Origin of the sequence: Ferrovibrio sp. MS7, from assembly GCF_038404985.1 — a bacterium.
GTDB classification, from domain to species: Bacteria; Pseudomonadota; Alphaproteobacteria; order Ferrovibrionales; family Ferrovibrionaceae; genus Ferrovibrio; species Ferrovibrio plantarum.
In genome coordinates, this window is record NZ_JBBKBA010000001.1 from 341,745 (window position 1) to 367,291 (window position 25,547).

The following is a 25,547-nucleotide window of genomic DNA, read 5'->3' on the forward strand; positions in this document are numbered from 1 at the left end:
ACTATGCTGGTCGGACTCAATCGGCTTCGAAAACAATCTCGAGTTCGACCGAGACATTGGATGGCAGCGCATTGACGCCAATGGCCGAGCGGGCATGGGCGGCGCTGGCGCCGAACAGCTTTTCGATCAGATCGGATGCCCCATTGATCACCTGTGGCTGCTTCTCATAGCCATCGATGCAATTGACAAAGCCGGTCACCTTGATCACGTCGCGCAGCCGATCAAGCCCACCGGCGGCCCAGGCACCACAGGCGATGCAGTTCAGCGCCGCGTCGCGGGCGGAGAGATAGGCCTCTTCGTCGTTCACGTCCCGGCCCACTTTGCCGACATAGCGCCGCACGCCATTGATGCGGGCGGTCTGGCCGGAGGTGAAAATCAGGTTGCCGCTGCGCTTGGCCGGACGGTAGGTGCCGACCGGCTGGGGCAGGTTGGGCAATTCCAGGCCCAACGCCGCCAGCTTTTCCAAAATGCTCATCGCGTCACTCTTTCGCACTACAGGCCGATCAGCGCAGGCGCCACTCGTTCCAGCGCTCGGTCACCTTGTCCAGATTCGGACCCCAGTAATCGCCGCTGAGCAGGAAGCCCTTGGCGGCATTCTCCGGATTCGATGACAGGAACGGCCGCGCCTTCGGATCGATGAAATCGGTGGCTTCGGTGTTGGTCGGGCCATAGGCGATATACTTGGTCAGTTCCGCCTGCGGCCGGGCCTGCAGTGCGAAATTGATGAACTTCATCGCATTGGCGGCATTCTTGGTGCCCTTCGGCACCACCCAGGCTTCATAGGTCAGCGCCGCGCCGTCATAGCTCACACCCAGCGGCTCGCCGGCCAGCATGGCGGTGATCGCACGCACCGAGGGAGTGAGATGAATCTCGCCCGCCGCCAGCATCGGACCAGGCTGCGCCATCTGGCTCCACCAGATCAGCTTCGACTTGATCTTGTCCAGGCTGCGGAAGGCACGGTCGAGATCCAGCGGATAGAGCTTGTCCTTCGGCACGCCATCGGCGATCAGCGCGAATTCCAGCGTATAGACGGCGCCGTTATACATGCCGCGCTGGCCCGGAAAGCCACCGATATTCCAGTAATCGAACCAGGTCTTCGGCGCCTTGTCCGGGGTGTAGTACTTGGTGGAATAGGCCATCAGCATGGGAATAGTGACGCAGCCCACGGCATGCGGGGTTACCAGCGCCTTCACGATCTTGCTGGCGTCGATCACGCTGTAATCCAGCGGCATCACCAGTTCATCGCGCACCGCCGTGTAGCGCAGCCGGTCCGGCAGGGCGAGGAAATCCCATTCGAGATTGCCCGACTGCACCTGGGCGCGCAGCTTGGCCAGGTCGACGCCGGTGGTCTGCACGATCTTGATGCCGGTCTGCTTCTCGAACGGCTCAAACAGGGCCTTGGCCTGGCCTTCCTGATAGGCGCCACCGAAGCCGGCGAAGACCAGCTGCCCGGCGGCCCGGGCCGAACTGGCGATAAAGGGGGCGCCGAAACTGGCGGCAGCGCCGAGCGCGCTGGCGGTCTGGATAAAGCGGCGGCGATTCGGGCGGATAATCGGCATGGCTGGCTCCCCTCTCTGCGGTTGATAAGACACAGTAGAGAGGAGAAATGTCGACTGTCAATATAATTTCGACATTTTATATTTTATCTGCAATATCAAATATTACCTGGAGCGATTCAGCCGGCGCGGCAGGACAGGCCGCCATCCACAGGCAGGGCAATGCCGGTGATATAGCGGGCCTCGTCGGAGGCCAGGAACAGCGAGGCTTTGGCGACATCCCAGGCATCGCCCATATGCCCCATCGGGCAGGCGGCATGGCGCTTCGCCACCATGTCGTCGATGCTGTTATAGACCCGCCGGTAAGGCTCGATGATCATCGGCGTATGCATCAGGCCGGGCAGCACGGCATTGCAGCGGATGCCATGGGCGGCATGTTCGATGGCAATGGTCTGGGTGAACTGGTTGATCGCCGCCTTCGAGGCCGCGTAGCTGCCGGCGGCGACGCTGAAGAAACGGATGCTGGCCACCGAGGAGACGTTGATGATGGCGCCACCGCCCTGGCGCTGCATCACCGGCAGCACGGCGCGGCAGGACAGGAACACGCTTTTCAGATTGACCCGGATCACCCGGTCCCAGCTTTCCTCGCTGGTTTCCTCGGTGGGGCTGATCTCCATGATGCCGACATTGTTGTGCAGCAGATCGATGCGGCCATGCTTCGCCACGGCTTCCGCGACAAACCCGGCCACCGCCTCGGCCTCGGACACATCGGCGGCAACCGCCTCGGCGCGGCCGCCTTCGCCCTGGATGATCGCGACGGTCTCTTCCGCCGCCGCCAGATTGCGGTCTACGGCCACCACGATCGCGCCTTCGCGCGCGAAGGTGACTGCCGCCGCCTTGCCATTACCCCAGCCTGGCCCGATGGAACCGGCGCCCAGCACCAGCGCCACCTTGTCCTGCAAGCGCCCCAAAGCCGCCTCCTGTGGTTTCACCGCTTCAGACGGAAGCGCGGCAGCATCTGCGCTTCCGCGCCTGCCTCCCAGACCAGTTCGAGTTCAGTGCCGACCTGCAAAGTCTGCGGCGTTGCATCAATGACGTTGCTGACCAGCTTGACGCCGCCGCATGCCGGGAACTGCACCAGCACGACATTGTAGGGCAGGCTGCCGCGCACCTCCGGGTGCGCCGGATGATGCACCCAGGTATAGGTGAAAACCCGCATCGGGCCGCTGGCTGGGCGCCATTCATGGCGCTCGCTGTGACAATGCGGGCAGATCGGCATTGGCGGATGGCGGAAGGCGCCGCAATCGCTGCAGGCCTGGAAACGCAGCGACTGCGCATTGCAATGCTGCCAGAAGGCGCGGTCATCCAGGGTGGGTTGCACCGCCGGCAGGCTGGTGGGCAGATAAGCCATGATCACGCACTCCCGAGAATGATGCCGCTGGTCGGCGTGACACTAGGGCCGCCGCAGACCAGGCAGAGTTCCGCGTCCGGCACTTGCGACGTGGAGGAACCACGAATCTGCCGCACCCCTTCCAGCACCAGATTGAAGCCGTGGATATAGGCTTCCGCCATGTTGCCGCCAGACGTGTTCACCGGCAGGCTGCCGCCACGCTGGATATGGCCATCGGCAACGAAACGCCCGCCCTCGCCGCGTGGGCAGAAGCCGTAATCCTCCAGTGCCATCAGCACCGTGCAACTGAAAGCATCGTAAAGCTCGGCGACATCGATATCGGCGGCCGTGACACCGGCGCGGCGATAGAGATCGCCGGCAAGCTGTACTGCATTGGCCGAAGCATAGATGGGATCCGGCATGTTATGGCCGGCCAGCAGCCCCGTGCCCCAGCCCGGCTCACTGCCCTGGCCATAGGACAGGATCTGCACCGCCTCGCCTTTGAGATCGCGCGCCCGCTCCAGCGTGGTAACGATCACGGCACAGGCGCCATCGCTTTCCAGGCAGCAATCATACAGGCCCAGCGGATCGGCGATCATGCGGGCATTGAGATAATCATCCATGGTCAGCCGGCGGTCGCGCATCACGGCATGCGGATTGCGGCTGGCATTGTCGTAGGCCGAGAGCGAGATACGGCCAAGCTGCTCGCGCGTGGTGCCGAATTCCGCCATGTGTCGCCGGGTGAGCAAAGCCGCCATCTGCGGCGGTGCGAACAGGCCGAAGGGTGCAATGAAATTGCTGTCGGGCGTCCAGGGATGGAACTGGCCAAAGCGGAAATACTGGCCCTGGCAAAGGCCGCGATAGGCGACCACATATTCCGCCATGCCGGATTGCACCGCTGCCGCCGCCTGTGCCACGGCACCACAGGCACCGCCGCCGCCACCGCCCCAGACCATCGACGCGAAACGGAGCTGCCGCGTGCCAAGCGTGGCATGCATCACGGATGGTTCGTTGCGGTCGCCGGAATAGGAAGCGAAGCCATCGATACGATCCGGCGCCAGGCCGGCATCGCGCGCGGCGCCCAGGATAGCACGGGCGGCAAGGTGAAATTCGCTGACCTCGGTGATGCCGCCCCATTTGGTGAATTCGGTATGACCAATACCGACGATGCAAGGTTGATTGGCGCTACTCACTCCGCACTCCTTCGCGATCTGGGGGATGTTTGTTTCTTGCTTGTCGGCTTGTCGCCGAGAAAATTGCGCGTGCCGCTGCGGAATTCAGTACTATCGAAGGCGCCAAGCAAAAGCCGGCGCAGTTGCCGGCTTTCGCGCGGCAATTGCTGCGCCGCCAGCAAAACCGCCTTGGCCTTGGCATAGGCAGGGCCAGCGGCTGCAATGCAATCCGCAGCCAGGGCATCAACCCTGGCATCCAATCGCCGCAGCGGCACCACGTCATCCAGCAGGCCGACACGCAAGGCTGCCTTTGCATCCAGCTTCTCGCCACGCAGGATCATGGCGCGCAGGGCCGGCAGGCCGGCGATATGCAGCAGATCGGCGGCTTCGGTTACAGGGTAGACCAAGCCACGCCGCACCGCCGTGATACCGAAGCTGGCCTTGGGCGAGCCGATGCGGAAATCGCAGCAGGCGGCAAGCGCCAAACCTGCGCCAAGGCAATGGCCCGGAATCGCGGCCATGCTGGCAAAAGGCAGCGCGCGGATATTGGCGAATACCTCGCGATAAAGATCATGATAGGCAGCAGCGCGCGGCGCATCCTCGGCCAAAGCAGCGTATTCAGTGATATCGCCGCCGGCACAGAAGGCCAGATCGCCTTCGCCGCGCAGGCAAAGTACCGCCACATCGCGGCGTTTATGCAGCGACTTTATCGCGCGCAGCAGCTCGCCCCAGGATTTCTGGCTCAGCGCGTTCATGCGTTTCGGATTATCGAGCCGGATATCGGCCCGGCCATCGGCGACGCTGAAATGGATCATGCCGCCGCCTCCAGGCTGGCACCGAATAGCGGCCCATCGCTGTATTGCAGCACCACCAGCGAGATACGGCGGCCGATGGCGCTTGGCCCGTCATCGGGCAGCGGCTCCAGCAGCGGCAACATCAGGCGCAACCCGGCATCGAGATCGACCAGGGCCAGGCTATAGGGCGCCTCGATACGGAAGCGGCGCGGCACGATATGCACCGTGGTGTGGCTGTAGATGCGCCCGCCTGGCGGCAGGTCTTCCCAGGCCACCTGTTCCGACCAGCAATGCGGGCAGAAATCCTTTGGCGGGAAACTCAGCTTGCCGCAGGCCTGGCAGCGTGTGGTGCAGAAACGGCCCTGCTCCAGCCCTTGCCAGAAAGGCTGGGTGATGGCGGAAACGCGCGGCGGCATCGGGCGGGCATATTCGCGGCGATGAATGGCGAGCCGGGTCATCGCACCGCCTCCAGAATCTGCACCAAAGCGGCGTTGTATTTGCCCAACTCGCAGACCGCCATGCCGAAACGGGCATCGCGCACCTGTCGTGCGCCGCCACGGCCAAGCAACTGCTCGCAAACCTCGACGATATCGTAAAGCGGCGTAGCCTCGGGTGGATGGCCGCGCGACATGGCACCGCCGGACGTATTCAAGGGAATACGGCCGCCGAGCGTGGTGTCGCCGGCCAGCGCAATCGCGGCGCCCTGGCCCGGCGCGGCAAAGCCCAGCGCCTCGCTGGCCAGAGCCTCGACGATGGTGCAGGGCGCATAGATTTCCGCGAGGTCGATATCCTCGCGGCTGATCCCGGCCATGGCGAGAGCACGGTCGAAGGCGATGCGGGCCGTCTGGTAATACAGCGGCTGGCCGGCCTGATCATCAAGCTGATGCAGGCCTTCATGCTGGAAACCACGGCCGCGCAGCAGCAGATAGGGCTTGCCCAGGCTGCGCGCCACCTCGGCATCGGCCAGCACCAGGCAGACGGCGCCATCGGCACGGCCCGGCACTTCCAGCAAACCAAGCGGGCTGACGATCAGGCGCTGCGCCAGGATGGTATCGACATCGATTGGGTCGCTGAACTGGGCCAGTGGATTGAGTGCGGCATGGCGACGGTTCTTCACCGCGATATGCGCCAGTTGGCGCCGCGTGACACCATGGTCATGCATGTAGCGCTGCGCATCCATGGCATACCAGGCAATCGGCACGCAGCCGAACACGGACTGGAAATTGATATCGCCGGTCAGCCGGATGCTGTTTTCAAGATGCAGATCGGTTGGCGTACCAGTCTCGAAATGCGCCGCCACGGCCAACGCAACACGGGCCTGGCCAGAGCGGATCTGCTGCGCCGCCTGATCGAAAGTATGGCCGCCAGTCATGCCGTTGCCGATCACTTCCAGCGTCACCGCCCGCGTCGGCAGCCGCAGGTAATTGGCCAGGAAGGTGTTGAAATATCCCTGGCGCGCATAGGCGCCCGGGAAAGCCACCACCAATGCCTCGATATCCTTCCGCTCCAGGCCGGCATCGCGCACCGCCTGGCGGATCACCCGGGCGCCGAATTCATGCTCCATCGGGCCGATGCCGGCATCATTCGCCGCGCCGGCAGGGGCTTCATAGCGCCCGACCGGCGTGGCGGCATAGCCGATGATTGCAACGTCACGCACGCGCCTGCTCCCTTGCCAGCACTTACTGAGCCGCCGCCAGTTTCTTGGCGCGATCCTGGTCGCGCAGCGTGCGGCGCAGGATCTTGCCCGTGGTGGTCATCGGGAAATCGGTGACGAATTCGATTTCGCGCGGATACTGATAGGCCGCCAGATGCTTGCGCACATGTTCCTGGATCGAACGGATCAGGTCGTCGCTGCCGCTCTCGCCTTCGCGCAGCTTCACGAAGGCCTTGACGATTTCGCCGCGCACCTTGTCCGGGCTGCCGACCACCGCAACCAGCGCCACCGCCGGGTGGCGCATGATGCATTCCTCGATCTCGGTCGGCCCGATACGGTAGGCGCCGCTGGAAATGATGTCGTCGTCGCGGCCCTGGAACCAGAAATAGCCATCGTCGTCCTTGTAGCCGACATCGCCGGTGAGCAGCCAATCGCCCTTGAATTTCTTCGCCGTGCCTTCCGGATTCTTCCAGTAGCCGAGGAAGAAGATCGGATCCGGGCCGCGCGCCGCCAGCACGCCGGGCTTGCCCGGCGGCAGGATGTTGCCCTCCTCGTCCAGCACCTCGACATGGTGGCCCGGAATCGGGCGCCCCATCGAGCCGGCCCGCGCCGGCATCACGATGGCGCAATTGCCGGTGAGCAGGTTGGCCTCGGTCTGGCCCCAGAATTCGTTGATCACCAGGCCGAATACCTCGCGGCCCCATTCCAGGGTTTCCGCACCCAGCGCCTCGCCACCGCTGGCAATCGAGCGCATGTTGAGCTTGAAGCGGCTCGGGTTCGGCACCTGGCGCATCATCTTCAGGGCCGTCGGCGGCATGAAGGAATTGCGGACATTGTGATCCGCAATCAGTTTCAGCGCCTGCTCCGGATCGTATTTGCGGAAGCGATGCGCCACCACCGGCATGCCGCATTGCCAGCTCGGGAACAGCGCGTCGAACAAGCCGCCGCCCCAAGCCCAGTCAGCCGGCGTCCAGAAGCAATCGCCCTTGTGCGGGAAGAAGTCATGGGTGAAGGAGATTGCCGGCCGGTGCGCAAACAGAAACCGGTGGGCATGCAAGGCGCCCTTCGGATTGCCGGTGGTGCCGGAGGTATAGATGATGATGGCCGGATCTTCGGCATGGGTATCCAGCGGCGTGAGCTGGTCCGAAGAGCGCGACAGCAGATCCCAGAATTCCAGATCCGGCGACGTGCCCAGCGGCTGCGTGACGATGATGTGCTTCAGGGCCGGCAACTGGTCGCGGATCTGCAGCACCTTGTGCACGTTCTCGCCATCGGTGACCACCACCTTGGCTTCGCTATTCGAGAGCCGGAAAACCAGACCATCGGGTCCGAACTGGGTGAACAGCGGCAGCGAGATGATGCCGGTCTTGAAGCAGGCGGTATGGGTGATGGCAGTTTCAGGCCGCTGCGACAGGATGATGCCGACGCGGTCGCCACGCTGCAGGCCGAGGCCGAGCAGGGCATTGCCGAGCTGGTTGGAATAGCGCTTGATCTGCTGGAAGGTATATTCCTTCACTGAACCGTCGATATCGACATAGATCAGCGCCACACGCGACGGATCGTCGGCATGGCGGTCGCAGATTTCCACGCCCATATTGTAGCGTTCCGGAACCTGCCAGCGGAAGTTGTTGTAGATTTCGTCGTAAGTCTTGGCATTGCCGAACATGATTTCACTCCGGGGACATCAGGTTGAAGTGCGCAGCACCGTCGTGATTTCGGGAAACACGATCAGGATGCCGATAACGATGATCTCGAGCAGGATGAAGAAGCCGCAGCCACGGAAGATTTCACCGAGTGGTATCGATGGCGCGACATTCTTGACCACGAAGGCATTCAGCCCCACCGGCGGCGTGAGGCAGCCGATCTCCACCGTCTTGGTGACGATGATGCCGAACCAGATCGGATCGATGCCGGCCTGTTTGATCACCGGAAACACGATCGGCATGGTGAGCAGGATCATCGAGATACCATCCACGAACATGCCGAGGATGATGTAGGGCACCAGCAGGATCAGCAGCAGCAGCAGCCGGTTATCGGTGAACGACACCATCCAGGCGGCAAAGCGGGTTGGAATCTGCGTAGTGGATAGGCCCAGGCTGAAAAGCCCGGCGCCGATGATCAGCAGGAAGATCGCCGCCGTAGCGGAGCCGGTTTCGCGCAGCCCCTCGGCCAGCAGCGCCTTGCGGTTCTTGCTGCGACGGGCGGCGATCAGCAGCGCGATTAGGGCTCCGACGGCCGCGGATTCGGTTGGCGTGGCGATACCGAGATAGATCGTGCCCATCACCACGGCAAATAGCAGCATCACCTCCCAGGAGGAGAAAGCGACCCGGAACGCGCCTCTGACGCCGAGTTTCTCGCGCCGCTCGGCGCGCGGCGCCAGTTCCGGCTTCCATTGCGTGATGCCCCAGATGCCGATGGCATAGATCGCCGCCGTAACCAGGCCGGGCAGGATGGCGGCGAGCAGCAGGTCGACCATCGAAGCCTGGGTGACGATGGCATAAATCACCAGGATGCCGCTCGGCGGAATCAGCACGCCCAGCGTACCGCCAGCGGCGACGCAACCGGCGGCCAGGCGCGGCGCATAGCCACGCTTGAGCATTTCCGGCATCGCGACACGGCCCATGGTGGAGGCAGTGGCGACGCTGGAACCGCAGACCATGGCGAAGGCAGCGCAGCCGAAAACGGTGGCGATGGCGAGGCCGCCTGAGATATGGCCGATCAGCTTTTCAGCCGCCGCGAATGCCTTTTCCGAGATGCCACTGACAAAGGCCATATGGCCCATGAACAGAAACAGCGGCAAGACGATGTAAGAGAGGTTGGCGGTATAGGAATAGGTGAAGGTGGAGAGCAGGAATTCCAGCGGCATGAAGCCACGCGTCATCGCCAGGCCGGAAATGCCGGAGATGGCCAGCGCCAGTCCAATCGGTGTGCCGATCAGCAGCAGCACGCCGAGGAAGGCGATCATCAGAATGCCAGCGGTAGTGATGTCCATGATGGCGTTTTCTCGGGCAATGGGTCTATTGAGGGGAAATCAGGCGGAGCGGACGGCGGCGGCGTGGCCGAGACTGGCGAGCGCTTCAAGCAGCAATTGCAGGGTCAATGTGGCCCAGCCAAAGGCGATCAGCACGCGCGCCGGCCAGATCGGGAATGGCACCACGCCATAATCCACCTCCCATTCCAGCAATGAATCGATCGCCTTGATCCAGGAGAGATAGCAAAGCAGACCGATGGCTATGGCCGAGAGCAGCATGGCAATGCCATGCAGCAGATGATTCGCCCGCACCGATAATAAGCGGATCAAAATGTCGACATTGAAATTCGCCTTGTCGGCCTGCGCCCCGCCCAGTCCGAAGAAAATGAGCGTCACCAGCATCACCACGGCAAGTTCGCTGGCGCCCTGGATCGAGAAGCCAAGCACCGACCGGCAAAAGATATCGGCCAGGATGGCCACCATCATCAGGCCAGTGGCGATGCCGGACCATACCGCCAGCAAGCGATTGGCATTCGACACCCAGGACAGAATCTGAGTCATTGCGGAACCTCGGGGGCAGGGAAATGGCCGGCCGGCGCAGTGCCGGCCGGCCAGCAGGGTCAGGACTTCGGCGCCGTAACGCGGGTCAGGCCCGGCCTATGCGTGGAGGTCTTGTTGTACTTCTCCACCAGCGCCAGATATTGATCCAGCAGCTCCTTGCCATCGACGCCGGCTTCCTTGGCTACGGCATACCATTCCTTCCACAGCTCGCTGCCGATGGTGTCGCGCATCTGCTTGGTATCGGCGTCGCTGAAGCTGGAAACCTGGAGCTGACCGGCGGCAACCCGCACCGCCACCTTCTTCGCCGCACTGTCGAACACTTCGTCGACGAATTTCAGATATTGCTCCGGCACTTCCTTGGCGACATCGAGCATCACCTTCTGGGTATCCGCATCCAGGCTGTTGAAGGTCTTGAGGCTGACCGCCGTCAGCGCCATGGCATAGACGCCCATGCGGCCGATATCGCTGGCGTATTTCGCCACTTCATGCAGGCCGGAATCGACGCCAGTATCGAACGGCGCACCAGACATGGCGTCGACCACGCCGCGCTGCATGCCTTCCACCGCATCCGGCCACGGTATCGCCAGAGTGGAGGCACCAAGCTTGTTCAGCGCATCGCCGATGCCAAGCACGGCGCGGACCTTGAGGCCCTTGATATCCGCCGGCTTCAGCAGCGGCTTGTTCGACCAGATGGTATTTTCGCCGAAGCCCATGGCATAGAGCAGCCGCAGATTCTTGCTCTCGAATTCCTTGCGCAGCGCGGCATTGGCGCCATAAAGCTCGGTGAAAGCGCGGGTGGCGGTGTCCACCCGGTCGGTGGTGAACGGCAGCGTCACCTGGCTCAACGGATAATTCTTGCGGTTATAGGCCGTGGGCGCACCCATGCCGATATCCGCCGCACCGCCGCTGATACCCGGCATCACGTCGGACGCCTTGAGCAGCGAGCCGCCGTAATAGGTTTCGAACTTCACCTTGCCGTTGGTGCGCTTTTCCACTTCACCCATGAACCATTTGTCGGCGCGGGTGACGGCATAGACGTCGGTGAGATAGGTGGCATAGACCAGCTTGCGCTGCGCCTGGGCATCATTGTGATAGCCGAAAGTTGCCAATGCCGCTGCGGCAAGGGGCAACATGCGGAGTACGAGACGCTTCATGATTTCCTCCTGATTTGGTTCTTGTTGTGTTGTGAAAGAGTTATTTTGTCGCCGGCTTCCCGGCGCCGGCTGTGGCGCGCCGGCCGATCCCGTCGAACAGGGTATCGGCATATCGGCGCGAGACTTCCTCGAGGTCGAACTTGCCCTCGCGGTACCACTCGATGGTCCAGTTCATGAACCCGAAGATGTAGAGGCTGTATGACAGGCTATCCTGGTTCGCCTCGATCTCGCCGTTATCGACACCAGCCTGGATGAGCTGGCGCCAGTAGCGCTCATAGGGCCGGCGGGTGCGCTTGTAATGCTGGCGAATCGCTTCCGGCAGCGTGTTGGTACAGCGGATGTTGACCTTGGTGTAATGGCCAAGCGCCAGCGCCGAGAAAAGATGCGCATGAATCGCTGCCGCCAGCTTCGCCCGCACACTGCTTTCTGGCGGCAGGCTGTTCACGGCGATCTTCACCTGATCAAAAACCCGCTCGACGCCGATTCGCATCACCTCGTCGAGCAATTGTTCCTTGGCGGAGAAATGGTAGTAGATGCTGCCGGCCTTGATTCCGGTTTCCTCGGCGATGTCACGCATCGTGGTGGCGACATAGCCATGCTCGGCGAACAGCTTGGCGGCAGCATCAAGGATGTGCTTGCGCGCGTTTTCCGGCGGCGCCTTCACCTTTGCTATCTTGCCCTGTGCGTTCATGCCGAGGCGTCCTCCATCCCTAACTATTGTTAGGTTGGATGCATCACCTCGCTTCGTCAAATTCAAAATTCTAACAAGAATGTACCGCAGCGCAGCGCGAGACGGCTTCGCGACGCAATATGCCTACCTGGCCGCGCAGCCAGCTGTATCGGTACTGTGTATCGGTATGGAAAATCGCCGGCGATGGAACGGCGCGGCCGAAACAGCAGCCACAACAGCCCAAGAAAAAAATGCCGGACGCATTCGCCGCGGTGGAACTTCAGCGCCTGGCGGATCCGCGCCGCGCCAGCAAGCGGAGAGGGCGGCCGCAAAACAAAAAAACGCCGCCGGGCGAAAACCCAGGCGGCGTTTTGATTTGGTTGCGGGGGCAGGATTTGAACCTGCGACCTTCAGGTTATGAGCCTGACGAAAACTCATTTTTGGCCATCATCGCCAACAAGCCCCAACACGAAAACCCAATGATTTCAGCACTCCGGCTCTTGACGCCTGTTGGCGGGAGTGGCCAGATATTGGCGTCAACTGTCCCCAAAGTGTCCCCAGAGGGCACTTTTCATGGCCCTTCAGGTTGGCTTTCCTGAAGGTCGCACGAGGCCCCTCATGGCAACCATCGAAAAGCGTGAGCGCAGGAACGGCACGGTTTTCAAGGCGGTCGTCCGCATTCACGGGTTCCCGCCTCAGCGGCGGACCTTCAAACGGCTTACGGACGCCAAAATCTGGGTTCAGCAGACCGAGGCGGACATCCGGCGCGGAGAATTCCGCAACGTGATTTCGACCGCGAAGAGCAAGACGCTCCAGGATGCCATCGACCGCTACCGATCCGAGGTCTTTGCTCGGAAAGCCGAGACGACCCAGCGGGCCGAAGGCTCCTTTCTGGCTTATTGGGAGCGGGAGCTTGGCGAGTACGCCCTCGCCTATATCGACGCGGAACTGATCTCGAAGAAGCTGGGCGAACTCGAAACCGCCGGCGATCAGCGCCGGAAAACCGCGCCAGTTGCGACAACCGAAGGTGCCGACACCAAGCAGAAGCGCGGTCGCAAGGCGACACGCCCGGCGCCGGAAAAATTGCCGCCCAAGAGCCCGAAAACGATGAAGCACTATCGGGACATGATTGCGCTTCTCTTCAAGTACGCCCGGCAATGGGGTTGGACCGGGAGCAGCCCGGTCGATGGCGTGAACAAGATCACAAAAATTCGGAACGAGCGGACCCGCTTCTTGGGCGATGACGAGCGCGCTGCCCTGCTGGCGGCCTGCAAGGCGAGCGAGAACGAACACCTCTATCCCGTCGTGGTGTTCGCCCTATCGACGGGCGCGCGGAAAGGCGAAGTCCTGGACCTCACCTTCAATGATCTCGATTTGAAGCGGGGGTCGGCGATCCTCCGGGACACGAAGAACGGCGAAACGCGGGCCGTTCCCATCGTGAAGAGTCTGAACGGTCTCCTGGAGGATCATCTGGAGAAGGTGAAAGCCGCCTACGAAAAGCTCGAAAAGGCCCCGCCCCAACGCTGGGTGTTCCCCCGCGCGGACGGCCAAGCGCCGATCGACATCCGCACGGCCTGGGAAACGGCGCGTGACAGGGCGAAAATCTCGGATTTTCGGTTCCACGATCTGCGGCATTCGACGGCGAGTTATCTCGCCATGAACGGCGCCAGCCTCGTCGAGATCGCCGAGGTCCTCGGGCACAAGACGCTTCAGATGGTGAAGCGCTACGCCCATCTATCGGAAAGCCACGTCAAAGACCTGGTCGAACGGGTCAACGACAAGATACTGCCGAACCAGCTTTAGCTCGCTCGCCAGCTCGACGCAGCTCCGCACGATCTCGGCGCCCGAGCGCGGAATAGATGCTTAAGCTCGATCATTCGATTACTATCAGATTAAGAAAGGATCGAAAGGGAGTGTAGTCGTTGAACCAAATGACTTCAGGAGAACCGTTGAATTCGGGCTCACGGTGGCACCGTTGGGAGCCGCATATCCACGCACCCGGCACACTCTTCAACAATCAGTTCAAGGGGCCGAACGCCTGGGCCGACTATCTCAGCAGCCTTGAACAAGCGACCCCGGTCATCCGGGCTATCGCGGTCACCGACTACTACTGCACGGACACGTATCAACACGTTGTTCGTGAAATGAAGGAAAGCCGCCGCCTCCCCCAGGTGGCGCTCGTATTTCCCAATGTTGAACTTCGCTTGGACGTGGCGACCGTCAAGGAGCGCTGGACCAACATCCATTTGTTGGTTAGCCCTGATGATCCGAATCACGTCGCGGAGATCGACCGCTTCCTGAGCCGACTCCGCTTCGAGGCGTTCGGCGACAATTTCGCCTGCACGCGCGCCGACCTTATCAAGTTGGGGCGCAAGTCGAAGCCGGAGATGAGTGACGAGCGTGCCGCGTTCCGTCATGGCGCATCTCAGTTCAAGGTCAACTTCGCGCAGCTTCGCGAGGAGTTCGGCAAGAGCGATTGGGCGCAAGCGCATATGCTGATTGCCGTCGCCGGCGCAGAAACGGATGGAACGTCCGGTATCCGCGATACGGCCGATGCGACGCTCCGTCAAGAAATCGAGAAGTTCGCTCATGTCATCTTCGCTAGCAGCCCAGCGCAACGTGATTTTTGGCTGGCTCGCAAGGCCGGCGTTGGCGAGGACATTCTGCGCGAGCGATACGGAGGCTGCAAGCCGTGCCTGCATGGCAGTGACGCCCATGATCAGGGCGCCGTCGCTAAGCCTGACGGAGACCGCTTCTCTTGGATCAAGGGCGACTTAACGTTCGATGCTTTGCGCCAAGCGTGTATCGACCCCGCCGGAAGGGCGTATGTCGGCGTGCGTCCGCCGTTCCGCGCCACACCAGCACGGGTGATTTCCACAGTCGAATTGAAGGACGCGGATTGGGCGCAGACGCCGAAGCTGGCCCTCAATCCTGGCCTTGTCGCGATTATCGGCGCGCGCGGGTCGGGCAAGACGGCACTCGCCGATGCAGTCGCCGCAGGCTGCGACGCGACCGATGATCGCCTGAGCAGCGCATCATTTATCGTTCGTGCCCGTGAACATCTCGATGGTGTCGGCGTTCGGCTGTCTTGGGAGACTGGAGATCCGTCGGAGCGAAACCTCTTGGATGGTAGGCGTGATCCGTCGATTTATCCCCGCGCGCGATACCTTTCACAAAAGTTCGTAGAAGAACTTTGTTCGGCGGACGGTATCAAGGATGACTTGTTGACGGAGATTGAACGCGTCATCTTCGAGGCCCATACGACCCTCGAACGCGACGGCGCCACCGATTTCAAGGAACTTTTGAACTTGCGGACGACTGTCCTCAGGGACAATCGCGCTCGCGACGAAGAAGCCATCGCCACTCTTTCGGACGAAATTGGCATAGAGCGAGAAAAGCAGACCCAGATCGCCGGACTCAAGTCTCAGATCACCCAGAAAGAAGTCTTGCTCGCCGGGTACATGAAAAGTCGCGACGCTCTGGTGACGGCTGGGAGCGCCGACCGCGTCGCACGCTTGAACGCCCTCACCGAGGCTGCCGACCATGTGCGGAATCAGATCCGCCTATGGTCGCTCGAGAGCCAGGCACTCCGCTCGTTGCAGAATGACGTGTCGGATTTTCGAACCAACCGCGCGCCGATGGCCCTGCGCACAGCAAGGCAATCCTTTGCCGGTGCACATCTGGAAGACAAGGAATGGGAGGTCTTCCGGCAGACCTACTCGGGCAACGTCGATGGCACCTTGACCGAGCGCTTGGCAAAGGCCGAACGCGCGGCCGCAGGTTGGCGCGGGACAGAACAGCCGAGGAAGGCTTCTGACCAGGAGCCTTATGTGGCCGCCGACGCGACTTTGAATCAATTGTCGCTCGGCGTATTGGAGGCGGAAATCGGCCGTATCCAACGCCTCATCAACATCGACACTGACACCGCCAATCGGCTGCGGACCATCACGGCAAAGATCGGCGATGAAAACGCGGCGCTCAAACGGCTGCGGGACTCACTGGCCGATTGCGAAGGCGCGGAAGAGCGCACGAAGCAGCTCGCCGCCGATCGGGAGCAAGCCTATCTACGCGTGTTTGAATCCATCGTCGGCGAGGAGCAGGTCTTACACGAGCTGTATCGCCCCCTCATGGATCGGCTCGCAAAAGCGTCCGGCACACTTCGCAAGTTGTCCTTCTCGGTATCACGACATGCCGATATCCACCGCTGGGCGACCGAAGGCGAGGGGCTCTTCGACAAGCGTCGAACCGGGCCCTTCAAAGGCGTGGGAACCCTGGAAGGCTGGGCGGAATCGCTGTTGAGACCAGCGTGGGAGTCCGGCGATCCCGCCGCTGTCGCCGCCGCCATGGCGGAATTCCGCCAGGCGCATCAAACGGAATTGCTGGAGTTATCGGAAGTGCCGCGTTCGCAGCAATCCGATTATCGGTCTTGGCTGCGGCGGTTTGCGAAATGGCTCTATGGCACGAGCCATATCGAGATTAGTTATAGCATCGACTACGAAGCCGTCGATATTCGCAAGCTGTCACCGGGCACACGCGGCATCGTCTTGCTGTTGCTCTATCTCGCGCTCGATGATGCGGACGATCGTCCGCTAATCATCGATCAGCCCGAGGAGAACCTGGACCCGAAGTCGATTTTCGATGAGCTGGTCGAGTTGTTTATCGCGGCGAAGAATACGCGGCAAGTGATTATGGTGACGCACAACGCAAACCTCGTCGTCAACACGGACGCCGATCAGGTCATCGTCGCGTTTGCTGGCACTCATACACCCGGCAAGCTGCCGCCCATCCGCTATCTGTCGGGCGGTTTGGAAAGCGCAGAGATGCGCAAGCATGTCTGCGATATCCTCGAAGGCGGCGAGCGCGCATTCAAGGAGCGCGCTCGCCGCCTGCGGGTACGCCTGGAGCGGTGATGTAATGGCAAATCGCCCTACATCACGCCAGGAGACATGAACTGCTTGAAACGGGCATTCCCCGGGCATACCCTTTCGGCCTCCTTCTCTTTTTTTCATCCGAGAGACGAAGGGGTAATCGCTTGGTCGATTATCAGGAGCTGCGCACGGTCAGGCAGCTTGCGTCGGAGGCTCCGTGGCTCACGGAGAATAAGCTGCGGTGGTGGATCTTCCACGCCGAACGGAACGGCCTCGCGGCCGCTCTGATCAAGATCTCGGGGCGGGTCTATGTGGACCGTGCCGAGTTTAACAAGTGGCTTGAACGCCAGCGTATGATGCCTCTCAAGGGCACCAAGGCCGCCTGAATCACGCAACACCGGAGGGCCTCGTCGCAAGACGAGGCCTTTTTTTCATGCTAACGTCATCAAGGTGCTGCTCGGTGCTCTTCAAGCCAGGCTTCCAAGGCGACGCGATCGATGAAAACTCGGCCGCCGACGCGGATCAGGCATTTATTGAAGCCGTTGACCTCAGCATTGAATATCCACCAGCGAAGTGTGGCTTGGCTTAGCGCGGGGTTCAACTCTTCGACTTGTGCGACAGTCAGTAAATCTCGCAGTTCCATATGTGCTCATGCTGGCTCCCCTCGCCTAGCCGAACATCCTCTTGTTCATTCGCGCTACGACGGCTGTCGTGTGTTGTTCGCTCAGGTGGGCGTAACGCTTCACCATCTGAAGTGTTTTGTGGCCAAGAACCTCGGCGATCTCCGCGACCGTCGCCCCGCTCATTGCAAGATAGGAGGCAGCCGTGTGCCTGAGGTCATGAAAGCGGAAATCTTCGATACCGGCGGCAGCTAAAGCGCGCTTCCATTCCTTTTGGATATGCATGGGCTTCTTGCCATCGGCACGGGCGAAGACGTACTTCGAGACGATGACGCGGTTCCGAGAAAGTTCGGCTATCAACTCGTGGGCATGGCCAACGAGGGGAAGCGCCCGTCGCTCTCCGTTCTTGGTTACATCCAGAACAATGATGTTGCGGGCCAAATCGACGTTCTTCCACTCGATGGACATGATTTCACCGTAGCGGGCCCCCGTGGATAGGGTCAGCACGACGATCGGATAGAGAAATTGGTTTCGGCTCTTCTTGCAGGCCGCCAATAGCGCATCCCGCTCGCTGTCGGACAAGAATCGAACCCGCCCTCTTGGTTCCTGCGGTTTGCGGACACGCTCGACCGGGTTCTCCCGCGTCCATTCCCATTCGTTGACGGCCGTCGTGAACATCACCGACAAGCTCGCAAAATAGCGCACCACGGTAGATGCCGATCGCAGCTTCCCTTCCTCGCCGTTCTTGGCCTCTAAGGGTTTACCGACCGAGTTCAACGGCGGGGTGCTGAGTAGGAGGTCACGACATTCGATAAGCCGCGCGGGTGTCACGTCGGTGATGAAGCAGTCACCTAGTTGGGCTTTCCACCAAAGCAGATGTTTGACGACTTTGCGCTTCGCTGTCGGATTTTTGTGGCGAACCGGCACGACCGTGGCGATGTATCGATCAACCATATCGGCGAGTGTTTTTCGGCGCGCTTCCGGGGTTTTGATATATCGCCCCTCGCGCATCGCCACTTCGGTCTGCTGCGCCCACGCCTTCGCATCGGTTTTCCGCTCGAAGGTCGCTGTTTGCGAGGGATACCCCTTGATTCTTACAATAGCTTGATACCGAGTTCCCTCGTCAGTAACACGCTCACAAATCGTCGCCAAAATACTTTACTCTATAGATATACTAATACTCTTATTGTAATCTTCTTATACTGTTAGTTCAACTTTGGCGCTGCACTTTTGCTGCACTTAGTATTGATTTTCTACTGATTTATACATAATTAATTACATAATACATACTTTTTACTATTGTATTTCAATGAGATAATTTTTTACAGTAACCAGTGGAAACCACCCTCACCGATTGAAAATCCCCGTGTCGGCGGTTCGATTCCGTCCCTGGCCACCACTCAAAACCCCCGGAGTACCGGGGGTTTTGACGTTTCCGGGAAGGCGGCGCTCACCATTTAGAATGGCCCGGCGCTGCACTTTCGCTGCACTAGCTTCAAAAGGCTACATGTCGGCAGCTCAACCATTCTACGGGCCTCAAGTATGTTGCAACTTAGCGCCGGGCAATGCTCAACCGAGCGAACTTCATAAATATAGCGAATTGTCACGACCGCCTCACAATTACCCCAGTGGTAATTAAAGCATTTAGATGCTTGTTCAGGGTGGCCGGCAATTCACCACCCTTTATCAATACTCCCGCCTCAATGTTTCTTTCCATCGCGTAGCCGGTCAGATTCGCACTGCTCAAAAATGCAAGTGCTAGATCTGCAACAGCAACTTTAGCGTGGACTTTGCCCCCAAGAAACCTGCCTTGTTTATCAACCCAAGTATAAAGCCTCGCAGCAGGGACACTCGATCTCATCGTAGCGATCGGGTCGACTTGCAGTGACCCCCCATCGCTATTAGACGCTTCCAGCAGAATATCAATATCGACACCCCGCTCTGCGGCCAGGTTGAGCTCGCCCGCTATCGCGGGCACATCGTACGCAACAAAGCTAACTAAGAATATCTGGGTGTGGGCCGCGCGGATCAAATCCAATAAGACCTGCTCAGTCCTGCGAACGGCAACAAATGGCGTGGTTGGTCCAGTCCAAACAAGGTCTACATGCGTCTCATCTAGGGTACGGAGACGTGCATGACAAGCTCCCAAGAGCATACCTGCCAGTACTTCGTCAGAGACGCTAGATTCCCTCCACTCGCGACAGAGTGTCATCAAGGAACTCTTTGCTGAAGGTGTTGCCACCAATTGACGCAAAGCTTTCTCTGCATCTGCGGGAGCTACGCCTTTGACTGCATGAGCGATGGCAATCAGTCTTTCCGGCGGGAGCAAAGCGGCAAGATCGCATACCGAATTAAGTAAGCCTTTCATCATCTGCACTCAAAAAACGCTGCGCTGGCATTCTCTAAAGTCGGAACGACCAAGGCGCGATCAAGGTATCGGTTGCCGCTCTCACAAGAAGTTTCGGAAACAAAGGAGCAAGCGTGACAGGCGGCGCCATGTACAGATTGATCTTTGCCAGGATCATGCTCTGCACAGAGCGGATCGGACGCACAGATGTGTGCGCGGTCAAGCGCTTGTCGCAGAAGCCGTTCAAGATTCTCAGGCTTGCCTAGCTCTACGAGTCCCCCGAGAGTTCCGTCGGAGTCCGCCGCAGCAGTATAGATGAGAAGCCCCGCTTGATCGTTTCCATCTTCGACGTCCGCATAAATGCGCTCACGAATACTTGCGGCATTGTAACCGCACTCCAATGCCAGCTCTCGGATCAGCATGTGCGCGAGGGTGTGTAGCATGGCATAACGAACCCCCGGATATCCTTGGTCTGGGTTTAGGTTCCGTTTGTGTCGCCATCCGCGATGGCCTCTATTCAGACGCGCGTCGAGTAGTTTCACGGGATCCTTATCCGCCCAAGTCCGCAAAGCACCCGTATCGAACTGAATAAAGATACCTTCCCCGTGCACTTGTGTAGCTGGCACCCAGTTCGGTGCGGTGCGTGCAATAGGAGCCCTTGGCGCAGCCTCGTCCTTCGTGCCTTCGCTAGGGGATTCGACTCGTGTGAAACCCAGGAGGGCGTTCACCTCACGAAGCCGCTCCAGCAGCAGAACGCGTGTGATCACCGCACCGAAACCCGACGGCACGCCAACCTTCTTGCTCATGAAATGCGGATAGTCGGTGGGTGGGTTCTCGGCCGTAAGCACATCCCATTCCGGGCCTTTGAGGTCGCTCTGTTCGACGCCCGGTCCGCCATTGCGATGGGTTTCGATTGCGGACCAAATCTGATCGTAAGTGAACTGCTCGATGCCAGGCAGTTGCGCCGTCTTCTTCAGGGTCTTGACGACGAGCGCCACTTCGGTCGCCGAAGTGACGTCTTCAAAGAACGTCCAGCCATCCGCGACCAGTTGCGCCAGAGGGCTTCCCACTTGTGGGATCGCGAGAACCGAGAGTGTGACCGGGAACCAGCTATTGGTTGCGCCTAGGAGAATTGCGCGAGGTTCCTCGGCGCAATCGTCCTCAAAGCGATCCACGTGCGGATGTCGCCCTCGGCAAGCTGGAAGGTTCTCTCGACCTGCCTGACCAAAAGCCTGCGCCATGTTCTTCGATGCGCCGCAGTCATCGCATTTAACCCACAGGTTCTCGGTTTGCAGTGATGCGCCGCTCTCGAAAAACCTCAGCGTCGCACGACAGATGCTAGGCCCACCGTGAACGAACCAGTGCCAGGCAAAATCGTCGAGGTGGCCAGCCCGACACGCCATGAGAAAGCGTGCCGGGACAGCATCGGCATCCCTGGCCCTTTGATCATTGTTCGATCCACGACAGCCCTCATGGACGAAACGCGTCAATTCAGGGCGATATCTGTTTTCCTTGAGCTTGAACAAGCCGGCGTCATAGGGTGATAGCAAGCCACACTTGACGCAGCGCAGCCACCTCGGGAAGGGCTTGACGGGCACGCCGATCAGTGCGGCGGCCGAAAATGGGTCTACTATGTCCCTATCGCCCACGGGCGGCATGCGCAACGATTCGACTTGAGGCCCGAGCACGCTCCGTACGTTGGAGAGTAGTCGTGCCTCTTGTATCGGCTGGCACCTGTCTTTCTCCCAGCGGTCGATCCCCATCGTGACCACCGACATGTTCGGGAGATCGATTAGAGCTCCCGGGCCGTAGGTCCAAAGCAACTGGCTCGGTCGAATTTCTCCAACGGGTGTCTTGCTCATTGCTGATCCTCCTGAGGCTCAGTCACCCGCACCCGCCAAGTCGGATCACTTGTCGATCGGTCGTCCTCCATCACGAGCCTTACACCAGGCTCGACTTCGCGCATGGACATCGGGACCGTCCAATCGGTCCAAGGCCTGATGCCCGGCGCCGAAAGCAGCGGATAGGCGGTGGGTCCTGCGCCATGCTTCTGGTATACGAGCGTGCGGCCGCCGACGCCCGCTTCATTAGCCCAATCGTCAGCGCGGCTCTTCATCTCGGCTTCGGTCAGGGTCTTCTTTCCCGAGTCTTCCGTGACTTCCCAGGTGCGAGCGGCGACGGCACCTATCGTATCCAACATCTCTTTGCGGCTAGGACTGTTCATGGCGCCAGCGCCGTCATTTGCCGCGAAGGGATCGTAGGAGTGACGCATGATGGAGAGCATCGCGCCGGTGAGCCCTCGGTCCAACGCCCGTGGCGAGAACGGGGTGACGGATTGAGCTTCGACGTGTTGATAGAAGGTCGCGTGGTAATGCTCGAAGGTCTCGTAGTGCGACAAGTCCCGAGGCCGCGCCCATGTCAGCACAGTGGCCACCAGTCCTGGCGGCGTTCGGCCCACACGGCTCGTCGCCTGGATGTACTCGGCCGTTCCCTTGGGTTGGCCGTTTACGACCATCACTCCGAGACGATTCACGTCGACGCCGACCGACAGCATGTTCGTGGCGAGAACGGCATCAATCGGCCGGGCCTCCCCTGGCTTCCTGTTGGTCACCCATTTGCCTAGTGCCGGATCGAAGGTGCCATCGAAAGGAACCTCGAGCTGATCGAGGTACCTCGGGATGTCCTGACTGGAGACCCGCGATGTCAGTTCGCTGATTTCCTCGACCCGCCGCTGCGCGAGCCCCGGTCGGTCCACCAGGCTCATATCGACACGGAAGGAACGCGTTTGAACGTCGTCCTCGGCCAAGCGCTTCATGCCACCGAGTTCTCGCAGCGAGTTGAAGTAGCCGACGAGAGTCATATAGGGGTCGGCCAGCGGGCCGAACCGATCGAACAGCGCCTGCGCAGCGGTGAGGAACGCCGTGTAGGTTCTGATCAGCACCGCAGGGCGAGAGCTGCCGGGAGCGCAGATTCCCATGTACCGTCGGCCGGGTTTCTCGCGGATGGGTCTCTGGACCGAGAAGAAATTGTCTTCGACGTCCAGGCCGGAAGGCGGAAACACGGAAATGCGGCGCATGAAAACGTTGCGCACCTGGTCGTCGGCTCGCCGCACGGTCGCGGTGGAAGCGACGACCTTGGGACGAACCCTCTCGTCGCCCAGAACCCAGCTGCTCAGCTCGTCGACAGCTGTTTCGTAAAGGCCCACCATGGTGCCCAGCGGACCGCTGATAAGGTGGAATTCGTCCTGGATGATCAGATCTGGTGGTCGGATTGCGCGGACCGGCTTCACAATGGCGGCCGGATATGCCCCCCTCGCTCGGTGCCCCGTGCCGCAGTCGTGGCTCGGCCAGAGCAAACCATGTCGTCCGCATTCCAGCTCGACGCGGCCGAAAAGGTTCCGAACCTCGGGACGCCACGCCATCATCGCGAACTTGTCCACGGTTGCGATCATCATCGTCGGCGGGCGGTGATAGATTTCCTCATCGACGACTTTCACGGGAAGCCCCGGGTGAGCCTGCCCAGTGGATTTCGCCTTCGAGAAATCGCAGCTGCCCAGCTTGTCGCCGCAGTGGATCAGCGTTCGGCCGGCGATCCTGTCGACCTCAATGTCACGACCACCGGAGATCTCCGAACCGCACCAAGGGCAGCTGGTCAGCTGTGCAGGCGATGCAATTCCCGCCTTGTTGCGATCGTTGTTTCGAATGGCCTCGACAGCCTGGTGAGACGCGTCTGTTGTGCCCGGTGTCACGCGATTGCCGACCCAGAGACCGAGCGTGAAAGGTTCCTTGCCCCAGGTCTTGTCGTCTGCACGACGGATGACCTCCATAGCGCAGAGCAGCGTCGTCGCCCTCTGAAACTGCTGCAGAGTCAGCAGTCGCAGGGTGTAGCGCATGATTACGGCGAGACCACGTGATGCGTCGAGGCCGCCGAGATCATTCTTCAGTCGGCGCATGGCCATGGCGAAGGCCGCCACACCGAGATAGGCCTCGGTCTTGCCACCACCCGTCGGGAACCAGAGGAGATCGGCGAACGCCTCGACCGGCTTCGTCCGGTCCGGGTGTGTCGGATCGGCGAGCGACGGGATCGACAGGAGCAGGAACGCCAGCTGGAACGGGCGCCACGATCTGTTCTTCGGCACGTCCAAAGTGGTCACGTCGACGGCTTCGTTCCGTCTGCGCTTCAGAGCGTAGATGCTTCGGACACGCTGCATCGCCATGGACCGGTTGGCAAAGCGGAACGCCTCCATCGCTTTCGGGTCGGCGAAGAGAGTGTCCATGCCCTCTCGGAGACGGCGCAGGATCTCCTCGCAGCGCTGAATGACGTCCTTGCCCGGATCATCGAAACCGGTGATCTCCGACCCCAGCCGGGTTTTCTGTTCGCCGATCCAAACGGCGTAATCGTCGACGAGGCACAAAAGAGCGGCGCGCAGCGCGTCCGGCGCCATCTCCGCCAAGCGCGTCATGTCGAGCCAGCCCTCGTCGACCATGCGCCGCATGGCAGGGCGGTCCCTGGGATCAAGGCCCGGCGTTTCGGTGACGGCGACTTCGTAGCGCGGGATGATCTCTGTTCTGACGCGATGGGCCTTCGTAGGGTCCTCGGGCGTCGTATCGGCGTGAACGGACACCCCGTGTCCGACCGCGAACTCCAGCTTGTTACGATAGATGAGCGCGAGACGGTCGCGTTCCGGGTCGTCGACGACCACTTCGTTGGTTGGGCGACGCCGAAAGACCGACTTGTCCCCGTGATCTTCGGGGGGCTCGACGGTGATCTCCGGCTGAAACAGCCAGGCGCGGTCCTTGTTGTCTTCAGGTTCCAACTGCCCGTTGACGAGGAACAAAGTGACCAGGCGCTCCCCCTTGTTGTTCGTCCGAACCGTCCCCTGCAAGCGGACGTCCGGTTGATCGGGGTCGGGAGTGGACGGCTTGATCGGCCCGTCGACGAGCGGAACCGTGACAACGCCACCGCACGGGATGCGCTGCCAGACCCTGACCTTCACCTCCTCCTGGTGACCGGTCTGGCGATTCTTTCGCGTCTTGACGATCTCGTGCTCATCGTTCGGGACCCGCTCGTACCGTCCCCACCGTGCATCGACGGCCAGCTTCCCGACATCGGGCGCCACGCAGAAGGTGAGGCCCATGCTGGAGGGAACCAGCGACTGATTGTTCGTGGTGTCGATCTCGTCCAGCGCGTCGTCTTCGGGCTCCACCCGGCCCGATGCACTCGCGAACTCGGCGCCGGGTTCGTGGAGCGGCGCCGCCCGCTCGTCTTCGAGGTCGCCAGCCTCATCGGCTGCCGAGGCCGGTTCGACCCGTGCCGCTTGGTCGTCATCCGGCCGCCGCGGCGCCAGCTTGCCGACCAGATAGCGGTCGCGGACGCTCATGTCCTTGATCAGCTCATGGGGGCCACCGGCGGGGCCGAGCAGATCGTCACGCACGGCGAGTTCCAGGAGGTCGCGGGTGTAGACGACATCGTCGATCAGAGGCGCTGCGGCGGGGTCAGGAACACCGACCGGCGGCAGGATGCGGAGGAATTCGTCCCATGGTAGCCGCGCGGCTGGTCCAGTCGGCGCGGTTAGGCCGAGGGCCGCGAGCGGCACGGTTGGATCCACGGCGTGCCAATGATCAAAATGGATCGTGGCGCCGTCGAGGTCCGAGCGAATGCGAAGGATACGACCCACCCCAGCGACGTTGCCGTCGTCGTCCAAAACGACCACCCAGTGACCCTCTTCAATTGCGCCGTCGGTGGTCGACCCGACGGCGATACGCACGGAATAGCGTGGTGAGCTAGACGGCCGCTTGACGATCCAGGCGCTGACGGATTGCTCGGTAGTCGCGGTCAGATCGGCCATGG

At 60.9% G+C, this 25,547-nt stretch carries 22 protein-coding genes; 4 read left to right on the top strand and 18 right to left on the bottom strand.

The window, feature by feature from the left end; genetic code table 11:
* Positions 1–16: 16 nt before the first annotated feature.
* The 13 genes from V6B08_RS01525 to V6B08_RS01585 form a co-directional block, all read right to left on the bottom strand.
* Complete coding sequence (locus V6B08_RS01525; RefSeq protein WP_341977404.1) at positions 17–475, bottom strand: RidA family protein; 459 nt, start codon at positions 473–475, stop codon at positions 17–19.
* 28 nt (positions 476–503) lie between these two features.
* Positions 504–1,559: an ABC transporter substrate-binding protein gene (locus tag V6B08_RS01530; protein WP_341977406.1), complete on the bottom strand. Its 1,056-nt coding sequence runs from the start codon at positions 1,557–1,559 to the stop codon at positions 504–506.
* Between the two features lie 116 nt (positions 1,560–1,675).
* Positions 1,676–2,467: an SDR family NAD(P)-dependent oxidoreductase gene (locus V6B08_RS01535; protein WP_341977408.1), complete on the bottom strand. Its 792-nt coding sequence runs from the start codon at positions 2,465–2,467 to the stop codon at positions 1,676–1,678.
* Between the two features lie 17 nt (positions 2,468–2,484).
* Complete coding sequence (locus V6B08_RS01540; RefSeq protein ID WP_341977409.1) at positions 2,485–2,907, bottom strand: Zn-ribbon domain-containing OB-fold protein; 423 nt, start codon at positions 2,905–2,907, stop codon at positions 2,485–2,487.
* Positions 2,908–2,909: 2 nt separating this feature from the next.
* Positions 2,910–4,079, bottom strand: coding sequence for a thiolase C-terminal domain-containing protein (locus V6B08_RS01545; protein ID WP_341977411.1), 1,170 nt, complete (start codon positions 4,077–4,079; stop codon positions 2,910–2,912).
* Positions 4,076–4,873 (bottom strand): enoyl-CoA hydratase/isomerase family protein, encoded by a 798-nt coding sequence (locus V6B08_RS01550; protein ID WP_341977412.1) that lies wholly within the window; start codon positions 4,871–4,873, stop codon positions 4,076–4,078. The genes V6B08_RS01545 and V6B08_RS01550 overlap by 4 nt, the downstream gene beginning before the upstream one ends.
* Positions 4,870–5,310 carry a Zn-ribbon domain-containing OB-fold protein gene (locus tag V6B08_RS01555; protein ID WP_341977414.1) on the bottom strand — a complete coding sequence of 147 codons (441 nt, stop codon included), beginning with the start codon at positions 5,308–5,310 and terminating at the stop codon, positions 4,870–4,872. Before V6B08_RS01555 ends, V6B08_RS01550 begins: the two co-directional genes overlap by 4 nt.
* Positions 5,307–6,509 (bottom strand): thiolase family protein, encoded by a 1,203-nt coding sequence (locus tag V6B08_RS01560; protein WP_341977416.1) that lies wholly within the window; start codon positions 6,507–6,509, stop codon positions 5,307–5,309. Before V6B08_RS01560 ends, V6B08_RS01555 begins: the two co-directional genes overlap by 4 nt.
* Before the next feature lie 22 nt (positions 6,510–6,531).
* Positions 6,532–8,172, bottom strand: coding sequence for an acyl-CoA synthetase (locus tag V6B08_RS01565; RefSeq protein WP_341977418.1), 1,641 nt, complete (start codon positions 8,170–8,172; stop codon positions 6,532–6,534).
* Between the two features lie 18 nt (positions 8,173–8,190).
* Entirely contained in the window at positions 8,191–9,498 is a 1,308-nt protein-coding gene (locus V6B08_RS01570; RefSeq protein WP_341977419.1) for a TRAP transporter large permease, read from the bottom strand.
* 39 nt (positions 9,499–9,537) lie between these two features.
* The gene (locus V6B08_RS01575; protein ID WP_341977420.1) at positions 9,538–10,038 is read right to left on the bottom strand and encodes a TRAP transporter small permease subunit; all 501 of its coding nucleotides are present in this window, start codon (positions 10,036–10,038) and stop codon (positions 9,538–9,540) included.
* A 59-nt stretch (positions 10,039–10,097) separates the two neighbouring features.
* Entirely contained in the window at positions 10,098–11,192 is a 1,095-nt protein-coding gene (gene dctP / locus V6B08_RS01580; protein ID WP_341977422.1) for a TRAP transporter substrate-binding protein DctP, read from the bottom strand.
* Between the two features lie 40 nt (positions 11,193–11,232).
* Complete coding sequence (locus V6B08_RS01585; protein ID WP_341977424.1) at positions 11,233–11,883, bottom strand: TetR/AcrR family transcriptional regulator; 651 nt, start codon at positions 11,881–11,883, stop codon at positions 11,233–11,235.
* A gap of 119 nt (positions 11,884–12,002) precedes the next feature.
* Between V6B08_RS01585 and V6B08_RS01590 the strand changes: the two genes are divergently transcribed.
* The 4 genes from V6B08_RS01590 (at position 12,003) to V6B08_RS01605 (ending at position 17,116) form a co-directional block, all read left to right on the top strand.
* Complete coding sequence (locus V6B08_RS01590) at positions 12,003–12,461, top strand: hypothetical protein (protein WP_341977426.1); 459 nt, start codon at positions 12,003–12,005, stop codon at positions 12,459–12,461.
* A gap of 19 nt (positions 12,462–12,480) precedes the next feature.
* Positions 12,481–13,665: a site-specific integrase gene (locus tag V6B08_RS01595; RefSeq protein WP_341977428.1), complete on the top strand. Its 1,185-nt coding sequence runs from the start codon at positions 12,481–12,483 to the stop codon at positions 13,663–13,665.
* A 128-nt stretch (positions 13,666–13,793) separates the two neighbouring features.
* The gene (locus V6B08_RS01600; protein ID WP_341981557.1) at positions 13,794–16,772 is read left to right on the top strand and encodes a TrlF family AAA-like ATPase; all 2,979 of its coding nucleotides are present in this window, start codon (positions 13,794–13,796) and stop codon (positions 16,770–16,772) included.
* Positions 16,773–16,894: 122 nt separating this feature from the next.
* Positions 16,895–17,116, top strand: a complete 222-nt coding sequence (locus tag V6B08_RS01605) for a DNA-binding protein (protein WP_341977430.1) — start codon at positions 16,895–16,897, stop codon at positions 17,114–17,116.
* Positions 17,117–17,175: 59 nt separating this feature from the next.
* Here the strand turns inward: V6B08_RS01605 and V6B08_RS01610 are convergent, their stop codons facing one another.
* From V6B08_RS01610 to drmA, 5 genes are all read right to left on the bottom strand, one after another.
* Complete coding sequence (locus V6B08_RS01610; RefSeq protein ID WP_341977432.1) at positions 17,176–17,373, bottom strand: helix-turn-helix domain-containing protein; 198 nt, start codon at positions 17,371–17,373, stop codon at positions 17,176–17,178.
* 25 nt (positions 17,374–17,398) lie between these two features.
* On the bottom strand, positions 17,399–18,502 hold the full coding sequence (locus tag V6B08_RS01615) for a tyrosine-type recombinase/integrase (protein WP_341977434.1): 1,104 nt from the start codon (positions 18,500–18,502) through the stop codon (positions 17,399–17,401).
* 451 nt (positions 18,503–18,953) lie between these two features.
* The gene (gene drmC, locus V6B08_RS01620) at positions 18,954–19,721 is read right to left on the bottom strand and encodes a DISARM system phospholipase D-like protein DrmC (RefSeq protein WP_341981559.1); all 768 of its coding nucleotides are present in this window, start codon (positions 19,719–19,721) and stop codon (positions 18,954–18,956) included.
* The gene (gene drmB / locus V6B08_RS01625) at positions 19,718–21,559 is read right to left on the bottom strand and encodes a DrmB family protein (RefSeq protein ID WP_341977436.1); all 1,842 of its coding nucleotides are present in this window, start codon (positions 21,557–21,559) and stop codon (positions 19,718–19,720) included. The genes drmC and drmB overlap by 4 nt, the downstream gene beginning before the upstream one ends.
* Positions 21,556–25,545, bottom strand: a complete 3,990-nt coding sequence (gene drmA / locus V6B08_RS01630; protein ID WP_341977438.1) for a DISARM system helicase DrmA — start codon at positions 25,543–25,545, stop codon at positions 21,556–21,558. Before drmA ends, drmB begins: the two co-directional genes overlap by 4 nt.
* Positions 25,546–25,547 lie beyond the last annotated feature (2 nt).